This is a genomic window from Pseudomonas ogarae (assembly GCF_014268695.2).
In the GTDB taxonomy this organism is placed as follows: Bacteria; Pseudomonadota; Gammaproteobacteria; order Pseudomonadales; family Pseudomonadaceae; genus Aquipseudomonas; species Aquipseudomonas kilonensis.
In genome coordinates this window covers 6285570-6307090 of the sequence record NZ_CP077086.1, presented here as the reverse complement: position 1 = coordinate 6307090, position 21521 = coordinate 6285570, and the positions used below count along the sequence as shown (strand labels likewise).

General features: G+C 61.0%; 23 protein-coding genes. 12 read left to right on the top strand and 11 right to left on the bottom strand.

Annotated features, from left to right (window positions below; genetic code table 11):
* Positions 1-57: 57 nt before the first annotated feature.
* On the top strand, positions 58-459 hold the full coding sequence (locus HU749_RS27930) for an acyl-CoA thioesterase (protein ID WP_014340639.1): 402 nt from the start codon (positions 58-60) through the stop codon (positions 457-459).
* Positions 460-576: 117 nt separating this feature from the next.
* Positions 577-1458, top strand: coding sequence for a formate/nitrite transporter family protein (locus tag HU749_RS27925; protein ID WP_046063261.1), 882 nt, complete (start codon positions 577-579; stop codon positions 1456-1458).
* Positions 1459-1630: 172 nt separating this feature from the next.
* Here the strand turns inward: HU749_RS27925 and HU749_RS27920 are convergent, their stop codons facing one another.
* A complete protein-coding gene (locus HU749_RS27920; protein WP_176167051.1) occupies positions 1631-2155 on the bottom strand; it encodes a patatin-like phospholipase family protein in 525 nt (174 codons plus the stop codon).
* Positions 2156-2558: 403 nt separating this feature from the next.
* The gene (locus HU749_RS27915; protein ID WP_095963485.1) at positions 2559-3719 is read right to left on the bottom strand and encodes an MFS transporter; all 1161 of its coding nucleotides are present in this window, start codon (positions 3717-3719) and stop codon (positions 2559-2561) included.
* Between the two features lie 201 nt (positions 3720-3920).
* Here HU749_RS27915 and HU749_RS27910 point away from each other — a divergent pair, with 201 nt between their 5' ends.
* Together HU749_RS27910 and HU749_RS27905 are read left to right on the top strand one after the other, a co-directional pair.
* Complete coding sequence (locus tag HU749_RS27910; RefSeq protein WP_186649228.1) at positions 3921-4754, top strand: EamA family transporter; 834 nt, start codon at positions 3921-3923, stop codon at positions 4752-4754.
* 52 nt (positions 4755-4806) lie between these two features.
* A complete protein-coding gene (locus HU749_RS27905) occupies positions 4807-5190 on the top strand; it encodes an MAPEG family protein (RefSeq protein ID WP_186649226.1) in 384 nt (127 codons plus the stop codon).
* A gap of 132 nt (positions 5191-5322) precedes the next feature.
* On the opposite strand, the gene mltA is transcribed toward HU749_RS27905, so the two are convergent.
* Positions 5323-6510 carry a murein transglycosylase A gene (gene mltA, locus HU749_RS27900; RefSeq protein ID WP_079302947.1) on the bottom strand — a complete coding sequence of 396 codons (1188 nt, stop codon included), beginning with the start codon at positions 6508-6510 and terminating at the stop codon, positions 5323-5325.
* A 125-nt stretch (positions 6511-6635) separates the two neighbouring features.
* On the opposite strand from mltA, the gene HU749_RS27895 reads away from it, so the two are divergent.
* Positions 6636-7085 carry a c-type cytochrome gene (locus HU749_RS27895; protein WP_053182683.1) on the top strand — a complete coding sequence of 150 codons (450 nt, stop codon included), beginning with the start codon at positions 6636-6638 and terminating at the stop codon, positions 7083-7085.
* 85 nt (positions 7086-7170) lie between these two features.
* Here the strand turns inward: HU749_RS27895 and HU749_RS27890 are convergent, their stop codons facing one another.
* Both HU749_RS27890 and ligB read right to left on the bottom strand, forming a co-directional pair.
* Positions 7171-7566, bottom strand: a complete 396-nt coding sequence (locus tag HU749_RS27890) for a DUF1090 domain-containing protein (protein ID WP_186649224.1) — start codon at positions 7564-7566, stop codon at positions 7171-7173.
* A gap of 90 nt (positions 7567-7656) precedes the next feature.
* Positions 7657-9330: an NAD-dependent DNA ligase LigB gene (ligB, locus tag HU749_RS27885; protein ID WP_186649222.1), complete on the bottom strand. Its 1674-nt coding sequence runs from the start codon at positions 9328-9330 to the stop codon at positions 7657-7659.
* A gap of 206 nt (positions 9331-9536) precedes the next feature.
* On the opposite strand from ligB, the gene HU749_RS27880 reads away from it, so the two are divergent.
* Positions 9537-10157 (top strand): LysE family translocator, encoded by a 621-nt coding sequence (locus tag HU749_RS27880; RefSeq protein ID WP_014340629.1) that lies wholly within the window; start codon positions 9537-9539, stop codon positions 10155-10157.
* A gap of 190 nt (positions 10158-10347) precedes the next feature.
* Here HU749_RS27880 and metK read toward each other — a convergent pair whose 3' ends face one another.
* From metK to HU749_RS27865, 3 genes are read right to left on the bottom strand one after another with little or no spacing between them, the layout of a single operon-like run.
* Entirely contained in the window at positions 10348-11538 is a 1191-nt protein-coding gene (gene metK / locus HU749_RS27875; protein ID WP_014340628.1) for a methionine adenosyltransferase, read from the bottom strand.
* A 19-nt stretch (positions 11539-11557) separates the two neighbouring features.
* On the bottom strand, positions 11558-12553 hold the full coding sequence (locus HU749_RS27870) for an ArsR/SmtB family transcription factor (protein WP_046063269.1): 996 nt from the start codon (positions 12551-12553) through the stop codon (positions 11558-11560).
* A gap of 10 nt (positions 12554-12563) precedes the next feature.
* The gene (locus tag HU749_RS27865; protein WP_141248989.1) at positions 12564-12794 is read right to left on the bottom strand and encodes a hypothetical protein; all 231 of its coding nucleotides are present in this window, start codon (positions 12792-12794) and stop codon (positions 12564-12566) included.
* Between the two features lie 30 nt (positions 12795-12824).
* On the opposite strand from HU749_RS27865, the gene tkt reads away from it, so the two are divergent.
* From tkt to fba, 6 genes are all read left to right on the top strand, one after another.
* Positions 12825-14822: a transketolase gene (gene tkt / locus HU749_RS27860; RefSeq protein ID WP_046063270.1), complete on the top strand. Its 1998-nt coding sequence runs from the start codon at positions 12825-12827 to the stop codon at positions 14820-14822.
* Between the two features lie 151 nt (positions 14823-14973).
* Positions 14974-16029 carry an erythrose-4-phosphate dehydrogenase gene (gene epd / locus HU749_RS27855; protein ID WP_014340625.1) on the top strand — a complete coding sequence of 352 codons (1056 nt, stop codon included), beginning with the start codon at positions 14974-14976 and terminating at the stop codon, positions 16027-16029.
* Between the two features lie 24 nt (positions 16030-16053).
* Positions 16054-17217 carry a phosphoglycerate kinase gene (locus HU749_RS27850; protein ID WP_079302943.1) on the top strand — a complete coding sequence of 388 codons (1164 nt, stop codon included), beginning with the start codon at positions 16054-16056 and terminating at the stop codon, positions 17215-17217.
* A 31-nt stretch (positions 17218-17248) separates the two neighbouring features.
* The gene (locus tag HU749_RS27845) at positions 17249-17473 is read left to right on the top strand and encodes a YajG family lipoprotein (RefSeq protein ID WP_014340623.1); all 225 of its coding nucleotides are present in this window, start codon (positions 17249-17251) and stop codon (positions 17471-17473) included.
* A gap of 56 nt (positions 17474-17529) precedes the next feature.
* Positions 17530-17862, top strand: coding sequence for an MliC family protein (locus HU749_RS27840; protein ID WP_186649220.1), 333 nt, complete (start codon positions 17530-17532; stop codon positions 17860-17862).
* Positions 17863-18105: 243 nt separating this feature from the next.
* The gene (gene fba / locus HU749_RS27835; protein WP_003177554.1) at positions 18106-19170 is read left to right on the top strand and encodes a class II fructose-bisphosphate aldolase; all 1065 of its coding nucleotides are present in this window, start codon (positions 18106-18108) and stop codon (positions 19168-19170) included.
* Between the two features lie 449 nt (positions 19171-19619).
* Here the strand turns inward: fba and HU749_RS27830 are convergent, their stop codons facing one another.
* The 3 genes from HU749_RS27830 to HU749_RS27820 form a co-directional block, all read right to left on the bottom strand.
* Complete coding sequence (locus HU749_RS27830; protein WP_079302415.1) at positions 19620-19940, bottom strand: type II toxin-antitoxin system RelE/ParE family toxin; 321 nt, start codon at positions 19938-19940, stop codon at positions 19620-19622.
* On the bottom strand, positions 19941-20219 hold the full coding sequence (locus tag HU749_RS27825) for a ribbon-helix-helix domain-containing protein (protein WP_079302414.1): 279 nt from the start codon (positions 20217-20219) through the stop codon (positions 19941-19943).
* Between the two features lie 598 nt (positions 20220-20817).
* Positions 20818-21102 (bottom strand): hypothetical protein, encoded by a 285-nt coding sequence (locus HU749_RS27820; RefSeq protein ID WP_014340621.1) that lies wholly within the window; start codon positions 21100-21102, stop codon positions 20818-20820.
* Positions 21103-21521 lie beyond the last annotated feature (419 nt).

The following is a 21521-nucleotide window of genomic DNA, read 5'->3' as shown; positions in this document are numbered from 1 at the left end:
AGACCGTGCGGTCTGCCATGATGCAGCGATCCAACGGCCAGACACTCAGGAGTGATCATGAATTTCCACACCCGCAAATGGGTCAAGCCCGAAGACCTCAACCCCAACGGCACGCTGTTCGGCGGCAGTCTGTTGCGCTGGATCGACGAGGAGGCGGCGATCTACGCCATCGTCCAGCTCGGCAACCAGCGCGTGGTCACCAAGTACATCTCGGAAATCAATTTCGTCAGCGCTTCGCGCCAGGGTGACATCATCGAACTGGGCATCACAGCCACCGAGTTTGGTCGTACTTCCATCACGCTGACCTGCGAGGTGCGCAACAAAATCACCCGCAAGAGCATCCTGACCGTGGAGAAGATGGTCTTCGTCAACCTTGGCGAAGACGGCTTGCCCGCGCCCCATGGACGGACCGAGATCACATACGTCAAGGATCAGTTCAAGGATGATGTGGTCAAGTGAGATCGGCGGCGCTGCCATCGCGAGCAAGCCCGCTCCCACATGTATGTCCAGGTCGCCACTGAACAGCGCTGATCGCCGCGTGTCGTAGGTACATCACGCCACGGGTTCAGGAGCTGTATGGACACTCATGAAGAAGGCAAGACCCCCGACCTTTCGGCTCAGGAACAGCACGAAGTCGACCGCAACCAGCCACCGCGAGCTGCGGTGCTGCACGAAATCATCCGCACCCAGGGCAATCAGGAGCTGGAGCGCAGTATCGCCGCGCTCTGGTGGTCGGCCCTGGCGGCGGGGTTGACCATGGGCCTGTCGCTGATGGCGATGGGGCTGCTCAATGCCCGATTGCCGGAGGGCGAAGCCTTCAAGGTGATTGCCAGTTTCGGTTACTGCGCCGGCTTTCTCGCGGTGATCCTGGCCCGCCAGCAGTTGTTCACAGAAAACACCCTGACCGCCGTGTTGCCGATCATGAGCAAGCCCACGCTGGGCAACTTCGGCCGGCTGTTGCGGCTCTGGGGCGTGGTGCTGGTGGGTAACCTGTGCGGCACCTTGCTGGTGGCCTACGTCATGTTGCACCTGCCGATCTTCGATCAGCGCACCGACCAGGCTTTCCTGGAAATCGGTCGCAAGGTCATGGAAAACGACACCGGCCAGATGTTCGCCAAGGGCATCATCTCTGGCTGGATGATCGCCACCATGGTCTGGATGATCCCGTCCATGGAAAGCGCCAAGATGTGGATCATTATCCTGATCACCTACCTCATGGCGCTCGGGGATTTCACTCACATCGTCGTCGGCTCGGCCGAAGTGTCGTACCTGGTGTTCGCCGGCCAGTTGTCCTGGGAGGATTTCTGGATGGTGTTCGCCGGGCCGACGTTGGCAGGCAATATCGTCGGCGGGAGCTTCATCTTCGCCTTGATCAGTCACGCGCAGATCCGCAGCGAAGTCGGCCAGCCCCAAGATAAGCACTCGGATAAGACAGCGCAGCGCATCGACTCGGAGTAGGCGGAAACCTGATCCCAGGCTCCCGGCGTGAGTGGCGGTTATTTGAACTGCATGTTGTGCAGTGCCTCAAGGGTTTTCGACTTGGGCCCAAGCATCCCCGTGTAGCGCGACCTGTAGTTCGCGATGACCCGCTCAAGTGCGTCGTTGAACGCCTTTTGGCTGCGCGCCTCCTTCAGCTTCCGGATGGCTCCTTGCTCAGGACCGCCAGGTCGGCAAAGGTGACGAATCCTTTCTCTTGTACATTGTCAACGACCTGTCGGGCTTCCCCGGAAAGTGTCGCCTCTGCTTCGGCGCAATGCTGCAAAAGTGCCGTGCAGGATTCTTTCCTGATCAGCTCCTCCAGTGGCATCCCCTTGGAGCCCAGGCGTGGTAGCAAATCACACAGCAATTGCGCCAGCGGGAGGCTTTTCAGTTTCTCGCCCAACTTAGACCACCCATCTTGTCTGGCTGAAACGTCAGGCTTGGTACTGTTGAGCAAGGAAACGAGGGAAATGTCGTCAGAGATCCTGTCGAAGCCCGCATGATTCATGCCGCTGGCGAGCAAAGCGGCCGATATGGCTCCTGCGGAGGAACCAGAAGTCGTTCTGATATTGCCCATGAGGCCGTTGGCTTCGGGGGTTTTGATGAGTCCGGAATAGGCCACTCCCTTTGCGCCACCGCCACTGAGGATTAGGTCGCTAATGGTGGGGCGATTCATAGTGACTTCGACGCTACCGTTGCCATGTCAAACGATGGAGATCGACCGGTCTGTCGCGTAGTCGACCAATCGGCAGTCGTCTCCAGGATTCGCTTGTTTTGCGATCTGGGTTGTGTGCTCGAAAGAGCGATGAGAGAGAGATTTTTGCGAGATGGAGGCTAGCATTCTGGTTCGTTCCATGTACCCGTTGGGGGCCGAACTCTAAGCAAAATCTGCAGCCATATTGCGTTGCGACTCAATTGGACAAACATCCGCCGGCTGCGAACAGCAACCGGCGGACTTCACTGAAAGCGCTCTGGAGCAAGGCTTCTGGATGGGAGGTAAAACAACCCGCACGGGCGGGGGAAATGTCCTACTGAAAGTGCCACCCATTCGCTCATTGGCGGGGCCGATTTCCCAGGCCTCAAACAGCGACTGCCGCCAGGCGTCGTTGCCGATGAATGAAGAACAAGGCGGTCAATACCGTGAGGCCGCCGACCGCTGCTCCGGTCCATGGTAGATCCGCCAGGTCGGCACCGCTGGCTACCACCAACCCACCCATCCAGGCCCCGGCTGCGTTGCCCAGGTTGAATGCGCTCTGGTTGAGTGTGGAACCAAGATTTGGGGCTTCGTGGGCCTGGTCGATGATCAGAAGTTGCAGGATCGGGCACAGGGCGAAGGCGAAGATGCCCCACAGCACCAGGGTGATTGCCGCCGGAATCACCGACCGACTGGTCTGGCTGAACGCGGCCAGCACCAGCACCACGGCCAGGGCCATGGCCACCAGCGCAGGCAGCAGGCGCCGGTCCGCCAGGCGTCCGCCGAGGAAACTGCCCGCCGTCAGGCCGACACCGAACAACAGCAGCATGACGGTGATGCCGTGGGGGCTGACACCGGTGATGTCCTGCAGGATTGGCGCGATGTAGGTGAACACGCTGAACAAACTGGTGGAGGCCAGTACGCTCATGCCCAAGGCGAGCAACACGTTGACCTTGCCCAGCACCTTGAACTCGCTGGCCAGGTTGGCCCTCTCCATGGGGATCTCCTTGGGCAGCCAGACCCATTGGGCGATGGCGGCGATCACGCCGATCACCGATACCGCCCAGAACGTCGAACGCCACCCGGCGTATTGCCCCAAAGCCGTGCCCAGCGGCACGCCCAGCACGTTTGCCAGGGTCAGGCCGGTGAACATCATGGCAATCGCCTGGGCCCGTTTGTTCGGCGCCACCAGCCCGGCCGCCACCACCGAACCGATGCCAAAGAACGCTCCGTGGCACAGCGCAGTAATGACCCGGGCGGCCATCAGCGTGGCGTAGTTCGGCGCCAGGGCGCAGAGCACGTTGCCGAGGATGAACATCAGGGTCATGCCCAGCAGCGTGGCCTTGCGCGGCATGTTGGCGGTGCCAATCGCCAGGATCGGCGCGCCGAACACCACGCCCAGGGCGTAGCCAGTGATCAGCAGCCCGGCCTGGGGGATGCTTACGGCCAGGTCCCGGGCGACATCGGGCAACAGACCCATGATGACGAATTCAGTCGTGCCGATGCCGAAAGCGGCAACGGCCAAAGCAAGCAAAGCGAGTGGCATGCGCAAGGTCTCTGTCTGTAGTCTTGACGCTCTGATCAGGCATACGCATGCCGGCGCCCCCATTCGAGTGAGCGGGCAACAGCGAGATTATTGGAATAGGTGTATGCGCAACTGAGTGCGGCGTGGTCGGTTTGCAGTATAAACGATAGCGAATCAATTCATGAGCCCGATGATCGTAGGATCGGGGACAAGGAGAGTGCCGTGCTTGCAACGGCCTTGGTGTTGGTCGCGGCGCTGTTGCATGCGGCGTGGAATACGCTGATCAAGTTCAGTGGCGAGCGTTTGCTGGTGGTGGCGTGCATGGACAGCGTCGCGTTGCTGTTCGTCGCGTTGGCACTGGGTTTCGTGGCATGGCCGCCATTGGAGATCTGGCCGTGGATCCTCGCGTCGGCGGCGTTCGAGCTGCTCTATCGCTATTTGCTGATCCAGGCTTATCGGGTCGGTGACCTGGGGCTGGTCTATCCGCTGATGCGTGGCCTGTCACCGCTGGTGGTGCTGGCCCTGACGTTTATTTTTGCCGGTGAGGCGCTGACGACCCAACAGGTCATCGGCATTTTGCTGATCCCGTTCGGCATGCTTTGCCTGTTGTGGCAGGGCGGTGGTGGCGAGCGGCTGCCCTGGTCGATGTTGCCGGTGGTGGCGCTGATCGGCCTGTGCATCGGTTGCTACACCTTTATCGACGGCCACGCCTTGCGGCGTTGGCCCCATCCGCTGGATTACCTGGTCTGGGTCACGTTGCTCAGTGCCTGGCCTTTCCCGTTACTGGCGCTGGTGAGCAAGCGGCCGGCATTCATGCGGTTCTGGCGTGAGCAGTGGTGGTTGGGGTTGGCAGTCGGATTCTGTGTATTGTTCAGCTACGCTCTGGTGCTGTGGGCCATGCAACTGGGCTCGATCGCCGAAGCGGCGGCGCTGCGGGAGATCAGCGTGATCCTGGTGGTGCTGTTCGGCATGCGTTACCTGAAAGAACCTTTCGGCTTGCCGCGGCTCTTAGCCTGCGGGCTGGTATTGGTTGGCATGCTGGTGATGAAGTTCTGACCGACACCCGAGCTCGCGATTTTCTATAAAACTCAAAGAAGGAACTGCGTCAATGACGGTTGCCCTGTGGTGTATTTTGATTGCCTTTCTCCTGCCTTACCTGTGCGTCGCCATTGCCAAGATCGGTGGACGATACAGGCTGGCAGATAACCACGACCCTCGGGACTTTCTGGACTCACTCGAAGGTGCGCCTCGGCGGGCATACGCCGCGCAACTGAACAGCTTTGAAATCAGCCCGTTTTTTGCCGCCGCCGTGATCGTCGCGCACCTGGCCGGCAATGCCGAGCTGGTGACCATCAATGTGCTGGCAGTGCTGTTCATCACCAGTCGCCTGCTCTACATCATTTGCTACCTGGCTGACTGGGCGACTCTACGTTCGCTGATGTGGTTCGTGGGGGTGGGGTTGGTCTTGAGTTTCTTCTTTATTTCGGTCTGAGCCTGGTTTCGGTTTTCGGTGTTTTTGCTGGCCTCATCGCGAGCAAGCTCGCTCCCACAGTTGATCTCAGTGATACATATTTTGTGTACACACCGATCCAATGTGGGAGCGAGCTTGCTCGCGATTGAGACCCTAGGGATTGGCGGTAACCGCATTCGCCACCTGCGGCACTTGCGGCAACGCCATGCCCTTGGGCCAGAGCATCCAGATCTGGCCCTGTTGCTTCATGTCCCCGGCCAGTTGCCCGGCCGCCTCGCCCGTGCCCCAGAACAGGTCCGCGCGTACTTCGCCGGCAATTGCACCGCCGGTGTCCTGGGCGGCGACGGGCCGGTTCAAGGTGCTGCCGTCAGGGCGCGTGGTGGATAGCCAGAGCAGGCTGCCCAGCGGAATCACCTTGCGGTCCACCGCCACGCTGTAGCCGGCGGTCAGCGGAACATTCAGCGAGCCTCGCGGGCCTTCGTTGCTGTCGGGGTTACGGTTGAAGAACACGTAGCTGGGGTTGCTGCCCAGCAATTCGGGAATACGGTTCGGGTTGGCCTTGGCCCAGGCACTGATGGTGCCCATGGTCACGTCTTCTTTCTTCAGCTCGCCCTGTTCAACCAGCCAGCGCCCGATGGGGCGGTAAGGGTGGCCGTTCTGGTCGGCATAACCGATGCGCAGTTGGCGGCCATCGGCGAGTCGGATACGTCCCGAACCCTGGATTTGCAGGAACTGCAGGTTCATGGGGTCGGTCAGCCAGGCGATGACCGGCGCCTTCACCCCGTTGGTTTCGATGGTGGCCGCGTCGTCGTATGGCTTGAGCACCCGGCCTTCGAGGCGGCCACGCAGGCGTTTGCCCTTGAGCTCAGGGTAAATGCTGTCCAGCGACACAATGATCATGTCCTCCGGCACACCGTAGACCGGGATATTCGCCGTGGCGGTCTGGGTGAGGCTGCCGGGGTAGACCGGCTCGTAGTAACCGGTAATCAGGCCGTTGGGGCTGTTGTCCCCCGAGCGCAGGCCATAGACGTCCAGGTTCTGTTTCAGGAAGTTGCGTACATCCTGTGGGGTTTGCGGCACATTGGCCGCTGCCGCGCAGGTCGGGCCCCAGGTCGCATCGGCCTTGAGCCGGGTGCAGGCACTGCGCCAGGAGCCGAAACCGGCCAGCAGGTCTGCATCGGACACCGACGGCAACGCCTCCCACGGTGCGCTGACATAGGTGGCAAGGGCATGGGTCTGAGGTTCTTCGACCTTTTCGCCGCGATTACAACCGGCCAACAGTGCGATCAGCGGTAGGGTCAATGCCAGGCCTTTGTGCCAGGTCTTGATGCGGCTGTTCATGAAGATTTCCTTTGCGGTCATTCGGACGCTGTCAGGCGCTCGAACAACCCGTATTGTTGATAGGGGCATTGGTCTTTACCGATGACCCGAGGATACTAACTGCCGTTTCCTGCCCCGAGGCCAAGATGTTTGTAAAACGATTTTCCATGGCCGTGCTGGCCTGCCTGATGTTGTCCGCCTGTGGCGGCGTCGATCCCAATTCTCCCCTTGGCCAGCGCAAGGCGATCTTCAAGCAGATGCTCAAGACCAACGAAGAGTTGGGCGGCATGTTGCGCGGTCGAGTCCCGTTCGATGGCGCACGATTCGCCGAGGGAGCGACGCAACTGGATCAACTCTCCCATGAACCGTGGAAACACTTCCCGCAGGTGCGCGAACAAGACCACACCAGCGCCCTGGATGATGTCTGGCAAAAGCAGGCGCGTTTCCAGGAGCTGGCCCGCAACCTTGAAGCCGCTACCGGTGAGTTGGTGATTGCCAGCAACGTCCAACCCTACAAGGCCAGTTACTTGGGGCCGGCGGTGCAAAAGGTCGAGGATGCGTGCAGTGCCTGTCACAAGGAGTTTCGGGATCATTGACATGTCTTGAAAGATCGCAGGCTTCGCCAGCTCCAATTACAGGGGGTCGCATTCAACCTGTAGGAGCCCGCGATCTTTTCAATGTTCACTTATCCAACTCATCCACCGCTTCCTGCAGTTCCTTGCGGGAGGCCGCCAGCTTGTCCTTGCGTTTGTTGATCCGCTCGGCGTCGCCTTTCTTCATGGCCTTTTCCAGGTCGGCCTGACGCCGGCTGACCTCGTGCTTGGCATCAAGCACCTTGTTTTCACGCTCCTTGCGCAGGGATGCATCGGTGCAATGGCTGGTGACTTCACTCAACGCGGTTTCCAGGTCTGCCTGCTGGTCCTGGTTGCCACGGGACTTGGCCAGTTCGATCTGGTTGATGATGCCCTGGCGCTTGGCCGCGCAGCCAGTGAGCTCCGGGGTTTGCTCGTCCGCCATCAAAGGGGCGGCCATGGCGCTGCATAAAACCAGCAGGGCAACGGGGGACAGGAAATTCATAGCAACTCCGTAAAAAATCGCGAGCGGTCGGTACAGATGCGCTGTTGGAACGCATGCTTGCCCCTTGGGTTCAACCACACAGGGCCCGGATTAAAAACCGTCGACCCCGGCGGAGCGTAGTTCGTCACTCAAGGCCAGCACCTGCGGGTCGCGAAAAAATGCGCTCAGTTGCGCGGCGCGTCCCGGTCCGATGCCGGCCTCGGCTTGCCATTGTTCAGTATTGCGCTCGGCCAGCACCTGCCACGGCCCTTCCAGCCGGGCCTCACCCGCGGGCGGCAGGCCCAGGGCCTTGAGCCATTGCCCGAAAGGGCGTTGCCGGGCGCTGTCCAGGCTGGCGAGCAGGCGGTTGCTACTGCGTTCGCCGAAGCCGTCAATGTTAGCAAGCTCGGCGGCATCAAGGGTCAACCAATCCAGCAATCCGTGGAGTCGACCGGCAGCCAGGAGTTTTTCCCAGGTGCCGGGGCCGACATGGGGCAGGGCGAGCCCGTGCTTGCCGCTGAGCCAGTTCAGGCGTGCGAGGAACTGGCTTTCACAGCCGGGCGTCGCTTGCCAGCAACTCAGGAAGTGATGATCGCTTGCCGCAGGGACGTTGAGGTCCTGCCGCTCGACGCTGCGCAGCACAACGCTGTCGAGCCGCGGGATGGTCAGCCCGGCCAGACTGATAGCGACCCGGTCGCCGGGGCGAATGTCCATCTCCTCCCAACGCTTGAGGGAACTGACACTTACCCGGCGAATCCACCGGTCGTCGAGCCGGATGCGTTCAAGCTCCAGTACGGGCGTGATGCGCCCGGTACGCCCGACCTTGAAGTGCACTTTGCGCACTTCGGCCAGCGCCTGGGCATACGGGTATTTCCAGGCTACGCTCCAGAATGGCGCCCTGGCCTGCCAGCGGTCGGCGGGTGGGCGGCGGCTCTGGTGCAGGACGATCCCGTCGCTGGCGAATGGCAGCGGTGTGCGGTACCAGTGATCGCGCCACTGCTCTGCATCGACCAATGTCCGCACAGGTTGGTTGTAGTCGAGGGTGTCAGCGAAGCCCAACGCGTCCAGCGCGGCCATTCGCTCGGGCAGGGTCTCCGGCCCTTCCGGCCAGTCCCAGACAAACAGGCCGATATACACCCCATCGTGCACCGTCAAATTGCTGCGTGCCATCAAGCCTGCCATGGTCCCGCGGGCGTTCACGCTGCCGCTGCTGGCTTGGACATGAGCCTCCAGGCGCCAGTACAACTCGCCCTGGACGACCAGGTCTATGGGCTGGCGCAGTTGTTGCGGGATGGCGCCGATCTTGCGCGCATTGGTGGTCCAGTCATGTCCGAGGACGCCATCGCCACGGCTGATTGCCTGATGCAGGCGACCCTTGCGATAGACCAGGGTTACCGCCACGCCGTCGACTTTCGGCTGGGCCCAGACGTCCTCCCGACCGTGCAGCCAGGCCCCCACGGCGTCGGCGTCCTTCAGCTTTTCCAGGCCGGTATGGACCACGGGGTGCAGTACCTTCCCGCCCGTTGAGCGCAGCGGATCGTCGGGCGCTGCGAGGTTGAAGCAGCGGCGCCACTGGCCCAACTGTGTGCGGGATTGATCATACAATTCGTCGGCCACCAGCGATTGGCCGAGGCGGTGATAACTGTCGTCCCAGGTGTCGATTTGCTGTTGCAGCGCGGTGATCTCGGTCCGGGCGCGTTCAGTGGGCCAGTCGGGACAGGGCGCGGCAATCGCAGGAGTGACAATGAAGACAAGACAGGCGAGTGCATACAAAAACGGTGGCATCGAAGCATCCTTGCTTGGTTGAGCACTGAAGGCTAGTCACCGTCCCGGAAGTTGCGAGGCCCGGAGCGTTACCGGATTTTGCGGGGCCTGGTGGCAAAATCGCGGCGGTACAGTGCGAGGCGATTTAGCCGTGCAACTGTGCCTTGTCCTCGTCAACGGCCGGCGCAGAATGGGCTTTCGATTCGCCGCTGCCTGGAATGCTCTCGATGGAACTGTCGACGCTCGCTGTTTTCATCCCGGCCTGCTTTGCGCTGAACATGGCGCCGGGGCCGAACAACCTGCTGTCCATCAGTAACGCCTCGCGTTATGGCTTCGTCCGGGCGTGCAGCGGCGGCATCGGTCGGCTACTGGCGTTTGCGATCATGATCGCCCTGGCGGCGGTAGGGCTCACTGCGGTGCTGCACACCTCGGAGTTGCTGTTCCTGGGGATCAAGCTCGTCGGTGCCGGGTACCTGTTCTATTTGGCTGTGCAATTGTGGCGGGCCCAGCCTGAGGCCGGCAGTGAAGCCGCGGTCGCGTCGATGAGCCGGGCTGGCCTGGCGCGCCAGGAGTTCCTGGTGGCGATTGGCAATCCGAAGGCGATCCTGTTGTTCACCGCGTTCCTGCCGCAATTCGTCGACCGAACAGGTACCGTCACCCAACAGTTCGCCGTGCTGGGAGGTTTGTTCCTGGCACTGGAGTGCATCGCCATCGGCCTGTATTGCTACATGGGCATTTACGCGCGACGGCTGTTCGCCCGGCCCAGTGGCAAGCGCCTGTTCAATCGGATGTGTGCTGGGCTGCTGGCCAGTGCGGCTTCGTTTTTGCTGGTGGCACGACGGGCTTGAGCGCCATGGCGAGGGAGTTTTGTGGGAGCAAGGCTTGCCCGCGATACAGGCGCCTCGTTACCGCAGGGACCGCGTTGTCCTCATCGCGGGCAAGCCTTGCTCCCACAGATAAATTCTCTCGCCTCAAGAGCCTGGCATGAAAAAGCCCCTGACGACACAGTCGCCAGGGGCTTTTCTTTACACGAGGGTGTTACAGGCCAGCAGCGGCGCGCAAGGCGTCGGCGCGGTCGGTTTTTTCCCAGGTGAAGGTGGTGAAGGTATCGTCACCCACGGTTTTGATCTGCGGCGTGCGACCGAAGTGGCCATAGGCTGCAGTGTCCTGGTACATCGGGTGCAGCAGGTCGAGCATGGTGGTGATGGCGTATGGACGCAGGTCGAACACTTCACGGACCAGGTTGATGATCTTGTCATCGCCGATCTTGCCGGTGCCGAAGGTGTTCAGCGAGATCGACGTAGGCTGGGCCACGCCAATGGCGTAGGACACCTGGATCTCGCAGCGCTCGGCCAGGCCGGCGGCGACGATGTTCTTGGCGACGTAACGACCGGCGTAGGCCGCCGAACGGTCAACCTTCGATGGGTCCTTGCCGGAGAACGCGCCGCCGCCGTGACGGGCCATGCCGCCGTAGCTGTCGACGATGATCTTGCGACCGGTCAGGCCGCAGTCACCCACCGGGCCGCCGATGATGAACTGGCCGGTCGGGTTGATGTGGAACTGGGTGTCCTTGGACAGCAACTCGGCAGGCAGTACGTGCTTGACGATCAGTTCCATCACGCCTTCGCGCAGGTCTTTGTAGGACACATCGGGGTTGTGCTGGGTCGACAGGACGACGGCATCGATACCGACCACCTTGCCGCCTTCGTAACGGCAGGTCACCTGGGACTTGGCGTCCGGGCGCAGCCAAGGCAACAGCCCGGATTTACGGGCCTCGGCCTGGCGTTGAACCAACTGGTGCGAGAAGGTGATCGGGGCCGGCATCAGCACGTCGGTCTCGTTGCTGGCGTAGCCGAACATCAGGCCCTGGTCGCCGGCACCCTGGTCTTCAGGCTTGGCCCGATCAACGCCTTGGTTGATGTCGGGGGACTGCTTGCCAATGATGTTCATTACGCCACAGGTCGCGCCGTCGAAGCCGACGTCGGAGCTGTTGTAGCCAATGCCCAGGATCACGTCGCGGACGATCTGTTCCAGGTCGACCCAGGCCGACGTGGTGACTTCGCCGGCGATGATCGCCACGCCCGTTTTCACCAGAGTCTCGCACGCCACGCGGGCGAACTTGTCTTCAGCAATGATGGCGTCCAGCACCGCATCAGAAATCTGGTCGGCGATTTTGTCCGGATGCCCTTCAGACACGGACTCGGAGGTGAAAAGGGAGTATTCGCTCATCTCGATGTTTTCCTACAAGTTACCGTTGGTGAGTGTCGCCAGTCGGCCGCTGAAAGTGGCGGACCTGGATCTGGAAACCATTACGTAAGCCTACATAAAGGCTTTCCCCGGGCACGAGGCCCGCAGCGGTGGCCCAGCGGGCCAGGTCGTCCTGTTCAAATCCGAGCCAGAGATCGCCACAGGCCTCCCTGGCCCAGCTCTGGTTGTGACTGCATAACTCCGTCACCAGCAGGCTGCCGCCCGGTTGCAGCAGGCCGGCCATGTGCCTGAGTGCATCGGCCGGCGCGGCGAAATGATGAAGCACCATGTTCAATACTACGCAGTCGGCCTGCAGGCTCATGCCATCCAGGGCATCGGCCAGTTGCAGGCTGACGTTAGCCAGCGCCTCGCGTTCACACACCTGGCGCGCCAATTCGAGCATGGCCGGGCTGTTGTCCAGCGCCGTCACCTGGCTGAAGCGTCGCGCCAGTTCCGGCAGAAAAGCACCGTCGCCGGGGCCAACTTCGATCGCCGTGGCCGTGGCTTCGAAGCTTAGTTTGTCGAGCAGCGCCACGACGCTTTCGCGGTATTGCGGCAAGCCGGCGATCAGGTCTTGCTGGGCACGAAATTTCTCGGCGACCCGTGCGAAGAAGTCCTGGCTGGCGGCGGCCCGTTGCCCGTGTACCTGGGCGATGCGGGCCTGCACGTCGATCGGCAGGTTCAGCGCGTCCACTTCGTCCAGCAGCGCCGTGTGCAGCTTGCCGCCCAGGAGGTCGGTGTGGGGCAGGGCGCGGCGATAGAAAATGGCGTTGCCTTCCCGGCGGGTCGCCACCAAGTCCGCCTGGGCCAGGACCTTGAGGTGGTGGCTCATCCCGGACTGACCGATGCCGAATATCTGCGCCAGCTCCAGTACGCCGAACGAGTCATTGGCCAGGGCGCGCAATACATTGAGCCGCAACGGATCGCCGCCGGCCTTGCAAAGGGCCGCCAGCTCATCGCAGTCGTCATGGCGAATGGAAGGTGCAGGTAAGTTCATGTGCGGCAGTCTAGTGAGGGGACTGGAACCCTGCAAGTTCAATATCAAAAAGTTTTGATATTGGTGGATAAATGGCACTTCCCAACCTGTGCTTGACTCTACAAACCATCAGCGGAAAGGTTTCACCTGGTGAATGCGGCTTTATCCACCGGAAAAACGCCCAAGGATGACTATCTGTCATTGCCCCGGGGTGGGTGGGTGAGGGAAAATGCTCGCCTTTTTTCAGTTCCATTTTATTCATTCTCGATTCAATACCCGCAGGAGAACAGCGATGCCCAGCCGTCGTGAGCGTGCCAATGCCATTCGTGCCCTCAGCATGGATGCCGTGCAGAAAGCCAACAGCGGCCATCCCGGTGCCCCCATGGGTATGGCGGATATCGCCGAGGTGCTTTGGCGCGACTACCTCAAGCACAGCCCGAGCAACCCAGCCTTCGCCGACCGTGACCGCTTCGTGCTGTCCAATGGTCACGGCTCGATGTTGATCTACTCGCTGCTGCACCTGACCGGCTACGACTTGTCGATCGATGACCTGAAGAGCTTCCGTCAACTGCACAGCCGCACCCCGGGCCACCCGGAATACGGCTACACCCCAGGCGTGGAAACCACCACCGGTCCATTGGGCCAGGGCCTGGCCAACGCCGTGGGTTTTGCACTGGCAGAAAAAGTCCTGGCCGCGCAGTTCAACCGCCCCGGCCATAACGTCGTCGATCACCACACCTACGTATTCCTGGGTGATGGCTGCATGATGGAAGGCATTTCCCACGAAGTCGCCTCCCTGGCCGGCACCCTGGGCCTGGACAAGCTGATCGCTTTCTATGACGACAACGGCATCTCCATCGATGGCGAAGTCGAAGGCTGGTTCACCGACGACACTCCCAAGCGCTTCGAAGCCTACAACTGGCTGGTGATCCGCAATGTCGACGGTCACGATCCGGAAGAGATCAAGACTGCCATCGAGACGGCCCGCAAAAGCGCCCAGCCGACCCTGATCTGCTGCAAGACCACCATCGGTTTCGGCTCGCCGAACAAGCAAGGCAAGGAAGACTGCCACGGCGCGCCATTGGGTGCCGAGGAAATCGCCCTGACCCGCGCCGCGCTGAAGTGGGACCATGGCCCGTTCGAAATCCCGGCCGACATTTACGCCGAGTGGGATGCCAAGGAAAAAGGCCGCGCGCTCGAAGCCGAATGGGATCAGCGTTTCGCCGCGTATTCCGCCGAATTCCCTGAACTGGCCAACGAGCTGGTGCGTCGCCTCAGTGGCGAGCTGCCGGCCGACTTCGCCGAAAAAGCCTCGGCGTACATCGCTGAAGTCGCCGCCAAGGGCGAAACCATCGCCAGCCGCAAGGCCAGCCAGAACACCTTGAACGCCTTCGGCCCATTGCTGCCGGAACTGCTGGGCGGTTCGGCCGACCTGGCCGGTTCCAACCTGACCCTGTGGAAAGGCTGCAAAGGCGTCAGCGCTGAAGATGCCAGCGGCAACTACATGTACTACGGCGTTCGCGAGTTCGGCATGAGCGCGATCATGAACGGTGTGGCGCTGCACGGCGGTCTGGTGCCTTACGGCGCGACCTTCCTGATGTTCATGGAATATGCCCGCAACGCAGTGCGCATGTCGGCGCTGATGAAAAAACGCATCCTGTATGTGTTCACCCACGATTCCATCGGCCTGGGCGAAGACGGCCCGACTCACCAGCCGATCGAGCAACTGGCGAGCCTGCGTTGCACGCCGAACCTGGACACGTGGCGCCCTTGCGATGCCGTGGAGTCGGCGGTGGCCTGGAAACACGCCATCGAGCGCAACGACGGTCCATCGGCGCTGATCTTCTCCCGCCAGAACCTGCAGCACCAGAACCGCGATGCCGACCAGATCGGCGATATCGCTCGCGGCGGCTACGTGCTCAAGGACTGCATCGGCGAGCCGGAGCTGATCCTGATCGCCACCGGTTCGGAAGTCGGCCTGGCCGTTCAGGCCTACGACAAGCTGACCGAGCAGGGCCGCAACGTGCGCGTAGTGTCCATGCCGTGCACCAGCGTGTTCGACGCCCAGGATGCCGGCTACAAGCAAGCGGTGTTGCCGCTGCAGGTCAGTGCGCGGATCGCCATCGAGGCTGCCCACGCCGATTACTGGTACAAGTACGTGGGCCTGGAAGGCCGCGTGATCGGCATGACTACCTATGGCGAGTCGGCACCTGCGCCGGCGCTGTTCGAGGAATTCGGCTTCACCCTGGAAAACATCCTGGGTCAGGCGGAAGAGCTGCTGGAAGACTGATCCGAAAGTTGCGTCGTCTGAACTGACGCCTTCGCGAGCAAGCTCGCTCCCACATTTGGAATGCAATCCCATGTGGGAGCGAGCTTGCTCGCGATAGCGATGGCCCAGGCAATGCAGGATTGAAGGATTCACCCCGCTAATCGAGAACCCCATGCCCCAACCGCGTCCCTACAAAGTTGCACTCAACGGCTACGGCCGGATAGGTCGTTGCGTCCTGCGTGCGTTGTTCGAACGAGGGGCCAAGGCCGGTTTCGAGATTGTGGCGATCAATGACCTGGCCGACATGGCCAGTATCGAATACCTGACACGCTTTGACTCCACCCACGGCCGGTTTCCTGGCGAAGTGCGGGTCGAGGGCGATTGTCTGCATATTAACGGCGACTGCGTGAAGGTCTTGCGCAGTGCCACCCCCGAAGGCATCGATTGGGCGTCCCTGGATGTCGATCTGGTGCTCGAGTGCTCCGGCGCCTACCACACCCGCGAAGACGGCCAGCGTTTTCTCGCTGCCGGCGCGCCACGGGTGCTGTTCTCCCAGCCGATGGCCAGTGAAGCGGACGTGGACGCCACCATTGTCTACGGCGTGAACCAGGATTGCCTGACCGGCGAAGAGCTGCTGGTGTCCAACGCGTCTTGCACCACCAACTGCGGCGTGCCGCTGTTGCGCTTGCTGGACCAGGCCATTGGCCTGGAGTACGTGTCGATCACCACCATCCACTCGGCGATGAACGACCAGCCGGTGATCGACGCCTACCACCATGAGGACTTGCGCCGCACCCGTTCGGCGTTCCAATCGGTGATTCCGGTGTCCACTGGTCTGGCGCGTGGCATCGAACGGCTGCTGCCGGAACTTGCGGGGCGAATTCAGGCCAAAGCCGTGCGGGTGCCGACGGTCAACGTGTCCTGCCTCGACATTACGATGCAGACCGTGAGCGATACCGACGCCACCGAGGTCAACCGGATCCTGCGCGAAGCCGCCACCAGCGGTCCGCTCAAAGGCCTTCTGGCCTACACCGAGTTGCCTCATGCCAGTTGTGATTTTAACCATGACCCGCATTCGGCCATCGTCGATGCCAGCCAGACCCGTGTTTCCGGGCCTCGGCTTGTGAACATCCTGGCCTGGTTCGACAACGAATGGGGGTTTGCCAACCGAATGCTGGACGTTGCCGAGCATTACCTGCAAACCGCTTCTAAAAAACCTGCTCTCTAAACAGTTACCCAGGAATTGCGACCCATGACCGTGTTGAAGATGTCCGACCTCGATCTGCAAGGTAAGCGCGTACTGATCCGCGAAGACCTCAACGTCCCCGTCAAGGACGGTGTTGTCACCAGCGACGCGCGTATCCTGGCTTCGCTGCCGACCATCAAGCTGGCCCTGGAAAAAGGCGCGGCCGTGATGGTCTGCTCCCACCTGGGCCGTCCGACCGAAGGCGAGTTCTCGGCGGAAAACAGCCTCAAGCCTGTGGCTGATTACCTGAGCAAGGCCTTGGGCCGTGACGTGCCATTGGTTGCTGACTACCTGGGCGGCGTGGACGTGAAGGCCGGCGATGTCGTGCTGTTCGAAAACGTGCGCTTCAACAAGGGCGAGAAAAAGAACGCTGACGAACTGGCTCAGCAATACGCCGCCCTGTGCGACGTGTTCGTGATGGACGCCTTCGGCACTGCCCACCGCGCCGAGGGTTCGACCCATGGCGTGGCGAAGTTCGCCAAAGTCGCCGCCGCAGGCCCGTTGCTGGCTGCCGAACTGGACGCACTGGGCAAGGCCCTGGGCTCACCGGCCCAGCCGATGGCCGCCATTGTTGCCGGCTCCAAGGTCTCCACCAAGCTGGACGTGCTCAACAGCCTGAGCCAGGTCTGCAACCAGTTGATCGTCGGCGGCGGCATTGCCAACACCTTCCTCGCTGCTGCGGGTCACCCGGTCGGAAAATCCCTGTACGAACCGGACCTGCTGGACACCGCCCGGGAAATCGCCGCCAAGGTCAGCGTACCGTTGCCGGTGGACGTGGTCGTGGCCAAGGAATTCGCAGAAAGCGCTACCGCCACCGTCAAGCTGATCGATGACGTAGCCGAGGACGACATGATTCTCGACATCGGCCCGCAAACCGCAGCCAACTTCGCCGAACTGCTGAAATCTTCCAAGACGATTCTGTGGAACGGTCCGGTCGGTGTGTTCGAGTTCGACCAGTTCGGCAACGGCACCAAGGTGCTGGCCCAGGCCATCGCCGACAGCGCTGCGTTCTCCATCGCCGGTGGCGGTGACACCCTGGCGGCCATCGACAAGTATGGCGTGGCTTCGCAGATCTCCTACATTTCTACCGGTGGCGGCGCATTCCTCGAGTTCGTCGAAGGCAAGGTGTTGCCTGCCGTGGAAGTCCTGGAAAGCCGGGCCAAGGCCTGAAGCACCATTGACCAGGCAAAGGAGTGTTCTGATGGTCAAGACGATCCCGTTGCTGTTGGCGGCGACGATGCTGGTGGCCTGCTCAAGCAGCCCGCAGGCTCCGGCCCCGCAACCCGGCACGCCGGCGCCTGAAGACGGCTGTTACCAGGCCGACTGGCAGGCCGAGACCAACCCGGTGCTGAACAAGCGTTCCGGACCGGACGGCCTGGACAAATACGAGACGCAAACCCCGGCCAAGGAACATGGTTGTCCTTGACGGGTCTGACTCTTAACTCATGGCTGGCGGCGTGTGCCGTCCGTCGAGGAACACGGATGAAAGGCTTGATCGCCGTCGTGGCGTTGGCATTGCTGGGCGGTTGTGCGCAGTTGGACTTTTTGCACGCCTCCGAGCCTGTTGAAGGTTGGACGACCTGGACCTGTGACAGCGAGGCCAAGGTGCTCTGGCGCTACACCGACACCGCCCACAAGGAAGTCGATGTACGCCTGGGCGGCGCCGATAAGGTTTATCGCCTCAAGCTTGAGCCGGGTGCTGAAGGTTCACTGTACAGCGATGGCATGCTGGCGTTTCACGTCAAGGGTGAGGAAGGCCTGGTGTATTGGGTCGCCACCAATGATTTGATTGGGCGTGGCTGCAAGGCTGATTGATCCACTGAGATCTAATGTGGGAGCGGGCTTGCTCGCGAATGCGGCGGGTCAGCTTGCATCTTTGCTGAATGTGAAACCGCATTCGCGAGCAAGCCCGCTCCCACAGGGACCTCTATACGTTTTGATATTTTGCTGCATCGAACGCGCAGCTCGGGCCGACCCCCGATCCGCAATGACTTGAATAGCCGCCGCCGCTCCGGCAGGCTGGCACGATTAACGACCCTCGACCGGGAGAGAGACACAATGGCACTTATCAGCATGCGTCAGATGCTGGACCACGCAGCCGAGTTCGGCTACGGCGTTCCAGCCTTTAACGTCAACAACCTTGAGCAGATGCGCGCCATCATGGAAGCCGCTGACAAGACTGACTCTCCGGTGATCGTCCAGGCTTCGGCCGGTGCCCGCAAATACGCTGGCGCGCCGTTCCTGCGTCACCTGATCCTGGCAGCGATCGAAGAGTTCCCGCATATCCCGGTGTGCATGCACCAGGACCACGGCACCAGCCCGGACGTCTGCCAGCGCTCCATCCAGCTGGGCTTCAGCTCGGTGATGATGGACGGTTCCCTCGGCGAAGACGGCAAGACCCCGACCGACTACGAATACAACGTACGCGTCACCCAACAGACCGTGGCCATGGCCCACGCCTGCGGCGTGTCGGTGGAAGGTGAGTTGGGTTGCCTGGGTTCGCTGGAAACCGGCATGGCCGGTGAAGAAGACGGCATCGGCGCCGAAGGCGTGCTGGACCACAGCCAGATGCTGACCGATCCGGAAGAAGCGGCGGACTTCGTCAAGAAGACCCAGGTCGACGCCCTGGCCATCGCCATCGGCACCAGCCACGGCGCCTACAAGTTCACCAAGCCGCCAACCGGCGACGTGCTGGCGATCGACCGCATCAAGGAAATCCACAAGCGCATTCCCAACACTCACTTGGTGATGCACGGTTCTTCCTCGGTTCCGCAGGAATGGCTGGCGATCATCAACCAGTACGGTGGCGACATCAAGGAAACCTACGGCGTGCCGGTTGAAGAAATCGTCGAAGGCATCAAGTACGGCGTGCGCAAGGTCAACATCGATACCGATCTGCGTCTGGCTTCTACTGGTGCGATGCGTCGTTTGATGGCGACCAATCCGAGTGAGTTTGATCCGCGTAAGTTCTTCGGCGCGACCGTGACGGCGATGCGTGATGTGTGTATTGCGCGTTATGAGGCGTTTGGTACTGCGGGTAATGCTTCCAAGATCAAGCCGATCTCTCTGGAGGCTATGTATCAGCGGTATTTGAAAGGTGAGTTGAACGCTAAGGTTAATTGATGTTTTAGCGTTGTTAGAAAGCCCGCAGTGATGCGGGTTTTTTTATGTTTGGGATTTGGGGGTATATCCGTTTTTTGGGTGGCGGCGGCTTATGGTTCCGCTCTTACAGCGGGTCACTTTCGAAAAGCGCGAAAGTAACCAAAGCGCTTCTGCCCCACCACTCGGTGCCTCGCTCCGGCATTGCTCCGTGGGCCCGCCGCGAAGGGCCATCCATGGCCCAGCGCGGCTATCCCGGCATCCATGCCGGGATGCCCACTGCGCAATGCCTGCGTTCGGCCAGCGTGGTTAACGGGGCGCCCGAGATCAACGTCCACCGCGAGGCGGCCTTATAGCCGACCTGGTTCTTGGTGGGACCGCGTTTCTCCTGTGGGAGCGGGCTTGCTCGCGAAGGCGTTGGTTCAGTCGATGAAAATGTTGGATGTGCCGGCCTCTTCGTGGGCGGGCTTGCGTCAATCGTCCAGTTCGCTCTGCAAAGCGCCCTCAAAGTCCTGTCCGCCGTAAAAAACGCCCAAAATGAAAACCTGCTCGGTCTCAACGGCAAAGGCAAAGGCAATCACTGTCCGCTTACGGTAGTTTGTGATGCGCAAACCCGGGCGTATATCGTCCCTCGGGTTACCTCGGTGAGGGAACGTCTGTAGTTCTTCACAGTAGGACACGACGGCGTCGGTATACCGATGGGCAATTTCCGGCGACGCCGCTGTGGCAATGTAGCGATAGAGTGCAGCTAACTGCTCAAGGGCTTGCGGTGCAAACTCGACGGAATAGGCCATTCACGATTTTACAGTGGCGTTCTGGTGCTCTGCTGCCAATCGAGAGCGCACCTCGTCAACGCTTAGTGTGCGCGAGGGATCAGCTTTCAAGGCATCGTAAGCTGGGGCTACTTGGCCTAGGAGCCAGTTTTCCAAAGCACGATCACGAGCCAACAGCGCCCGGAGGCCATCACGAATGACTTCACTTTCAGTGGCGTACTCGCCTGCAGCCACCTTGGCTTTCACTACGTCAGCCATTTGGTTAGGCAGCGTGATGCTGAACTGTTGAGTGCTACGCATGATAAGCCTCCTGGATAAGATGGGATTTAATCCTACTCTGCTCAAAAGAATATGCACATGACCTCCTGTCATCCTCGATGACTTTGCAATTGGATTAGAGGGGAGCTTGCTCGCGCTGTGTCAGAGGACATCCATGCAGATGATCCACCGCATCGCGAGCAGGCTCGCTCCCACAGGAGAAACGTGGTCCCCAGCAAGAGCCAGGTCGGCTGTCAGGCCGCCTCGCGAGCAAGCTTTGCTCCCACAGGTCCTGCTCAAACAGATCTGACGGGTATACGACCGCAAGAGCCAGGTCGGCTACTAGGCCGCCTCGGAAAGGACGTTGATCTCGGCGCCCCGTTAACCACGCTGGCCGAACGCAGGCATTGTGGAGTGGGCAACCCGTCATGGATGCCGGGTTAGCCGCGCTGGGCCATGGATGGCCCTTCGCGGCGGGCCCACGGAGCAATGCCTGCGTTCGGGCATGCCGAGCCTAGGCGAGGCACCAAGTGGTGGGGCAGAAGCGCTTTGGTTACTTTCGCGCTTTTCGAAAGTGACTCGCCGTAAGGGCGAAACCCTAAGCAGCCGTTACCGCAGCAATGGATATGCCCGCAATATTTTATTCCCCTTCGAGCCCACGCTGTTCAATGACACCAAACACATCAGTGACATCCTGGACCAGGATCCGAGCAACATTGGTGAGGGTATTGAAGTCGCTGGCGGCCGAATCGCGCAGGGTGGCGCAGGCCATGAGTGTCAGGTAGTCGAGGGTGGCGTGTAGGCGTTCACTGGCGCAGGCGTGGAGTTCAGTCAGTGGAGCGGTGCTGTCGATGAACAGTATGGGTTGTGTGGTAGCGATCGGAGTGAGTGGGCTGAAGCGGCTAAGCGATTGTTCAGTTTTCATGACAAACCTCTAACTCAAGAAAAAGTACTCGCCACCGTTCGCTGCGAAACAAATTGGGTGGCAGCCATGTGCGGGTTCGCAGACCGAGGAGTTAGAGAAACCCGGCAGACCCGAAGATCTCCCACACACAGCCGCCATGAAAAGCCGAACGTAGGCAGGATTCGCCTATGTCGATTTTTGACGGTCGTGATTCTAACTCACCAGGGCTGCGAAACCCCTGCCCACTGACCAAAGCCAGCAGACCCACCGAACTATAGAGGAGATTTTCGAGACCAAAATCGACCTGTAGGACGCACCGTCCCCCTGTGGCGAGGGAGCTTGCTCCCGCTCGGGGGCGCAGCCGCCGTAAAGTCGGCACATGCGGTGGGGCTGACGGAAAGAGGGGGCTGCTTCGCAGCCCAACGGGGATAAATCCCCTC

Excerpts from the sequence above, each read along its gene's own strand:
- HU749_RS27930 (WP_014340639.1), top strand. The coding sequence starts at position 58 with ATGAATTTCCACACCCGCAAATGGGTCAAGCCCGAAGACCTCAACCCC.
- HU749_RS27925 (WP_046063261.1), top strand. The coding sequence starts at position 577 with ATGGACACTCATGAAGAAGGCAAGACCCCCGACCTTTCGGCTCAGGAA.
- HU749_RS27920 (WP_176167051.1), bottom strand. The coding sequence starts at position 2,155 with ATGAATCGCCCCACCATTAGCGACCTAATCCTCAGTGGCGGTGGCGCA.
- HU749_RS27915 (WP_095963485.1), bottom strand. The coding sequence starts at position 3,719 with ATGCCACTCGCTTTGCTTGCTTTGGCCGTTGCCGCTTTCGGCATCGGC.
- HU749_RS27905 (WP_186649226.1), top strand. The coding sequence starts at position 4,807 with ATGACGGTTGCCCTGTGGTGTATTTTGATTGCCTTTCTCCTGCCTTAC.
- mltA (WP_079302947.1), bottom strand. The coding sequence starts at position 6,510 with ATGAACAGCCGCATCAAGACCTGGCACAAAGGCCTGGCATTGACCCTA.
- HU749_RS27895 (WP_053182683.1), top strand. The coding sequence starts at position 6,636 with ATGTTTGTAAAACGATTTTCCATGGCCGTGCTGGCCTGCCTGATGTTG.
- HU749_RS27890 (WP_186649224.1), bottom strand. The coding sequence starts at position 7,566 with ATGAATTTCCTGTCCCCCGTTGCCCTGCTGGTTTTATGCAGCGCCATG.
- ligB (WP_186649222.1), bottom strand. The coding sequence starts at position 9,330 with ATGCCACCGTTTTTGTATGCACTCGCCTGTCTTGTCTTCATTGTCACT.
- HU749_RS27880 (WP_014340629.1), top strand. The coding sequence starts at position 9,537 with ATGGAACTGTCGACGCTCGCTGTTTTCATCCCGGCCTGCTTTGCGCTG.
- metK (WP_014340628.1), bottom strand. The coding sequence starts at position 11,538 with ATGAGCGAATACTCCCTTTTCACCTCCGAGTCCGTGTCTGAAGGGCAT.
- HU749_RS27870 (WP_046063269.1), bottom strand. The coding sequence starts at position 12,553 with ATGAACTTACCTGCACCTTCCATTCGCCATGACGACTGCGATGAGCTG.
- HU749_RS27865 (WP_141248989.1), bottom strand. The coding sequence starts at position 12,794 with ATGAATAAAATGGAACTGAAAAAAGGCGAGCATTTTCCCTCACCCACC.
- tkt (WP_046063270.1), top strand. The coding sequence starts at position 12,825 with ATGCCCAGCCGTCGTGAGCGTGCCAATGCCATTCGTGCCCTCAGCATG.
- epd (WP_014340625.1), top strand. The coding sequence starts at position 14,974 with ATGCCCCAACCGCGTCCCTACAAAGTTGCACTCAACGGCTACGGCCGG.
- HU749_RS27850 (WP_079302943.1), top strand. The coding sequence starts at position 16,054 with ATGACCGTGTTGAAGATGTCCGACCTCGATCTGCAAGGTAAGCGCGTA.
- HU749_RS27845 (WP_014340623.1), top strand. The coding sequence starts at position 17,249 with ATGGTCAAGACGATCCCGTTGCTGTTGGCGGCGACGATGCTGGTGGCC.
- HU749_RS27840 (WP_186649220.1), top strand. The coding sequence starts at position 17,530 with ATGAAAGGCTTGATCGCCGTCGTGGCGTTGGCATTGCTGGGCGGTTGT.
- fba (WP_003177554.1), top strand. The coding sequence starts at position 18,106 with ATGGCACTTATCAGCATGCGTCAGATGCTGGACCACGCAGCCGAGTTC.
- HU749_RS27830 (WP_079302415.1), bottom strand. The coding sequence starts at position 19,940 with ATGGCCTATTCCGTCGAGTTTGCACCGCAAGCCCTTGAGCAGTTAGCT.
- HU749_RS27825 (WP_079302414.1), bottom strand. The coding sequence starts at position 20,219 with ATGCGTAGCACTCAACAGTTCAGCATCACGCTGCCTAACCAAATGGCT.
- HU749_RS27820 (WP_014340621.1), bottom strand. The coding sequence starts at position 21,102 with ATGAAAACTGAACAATCGCTTAGCCGCTTCAGCCCACTCACTCCGATC.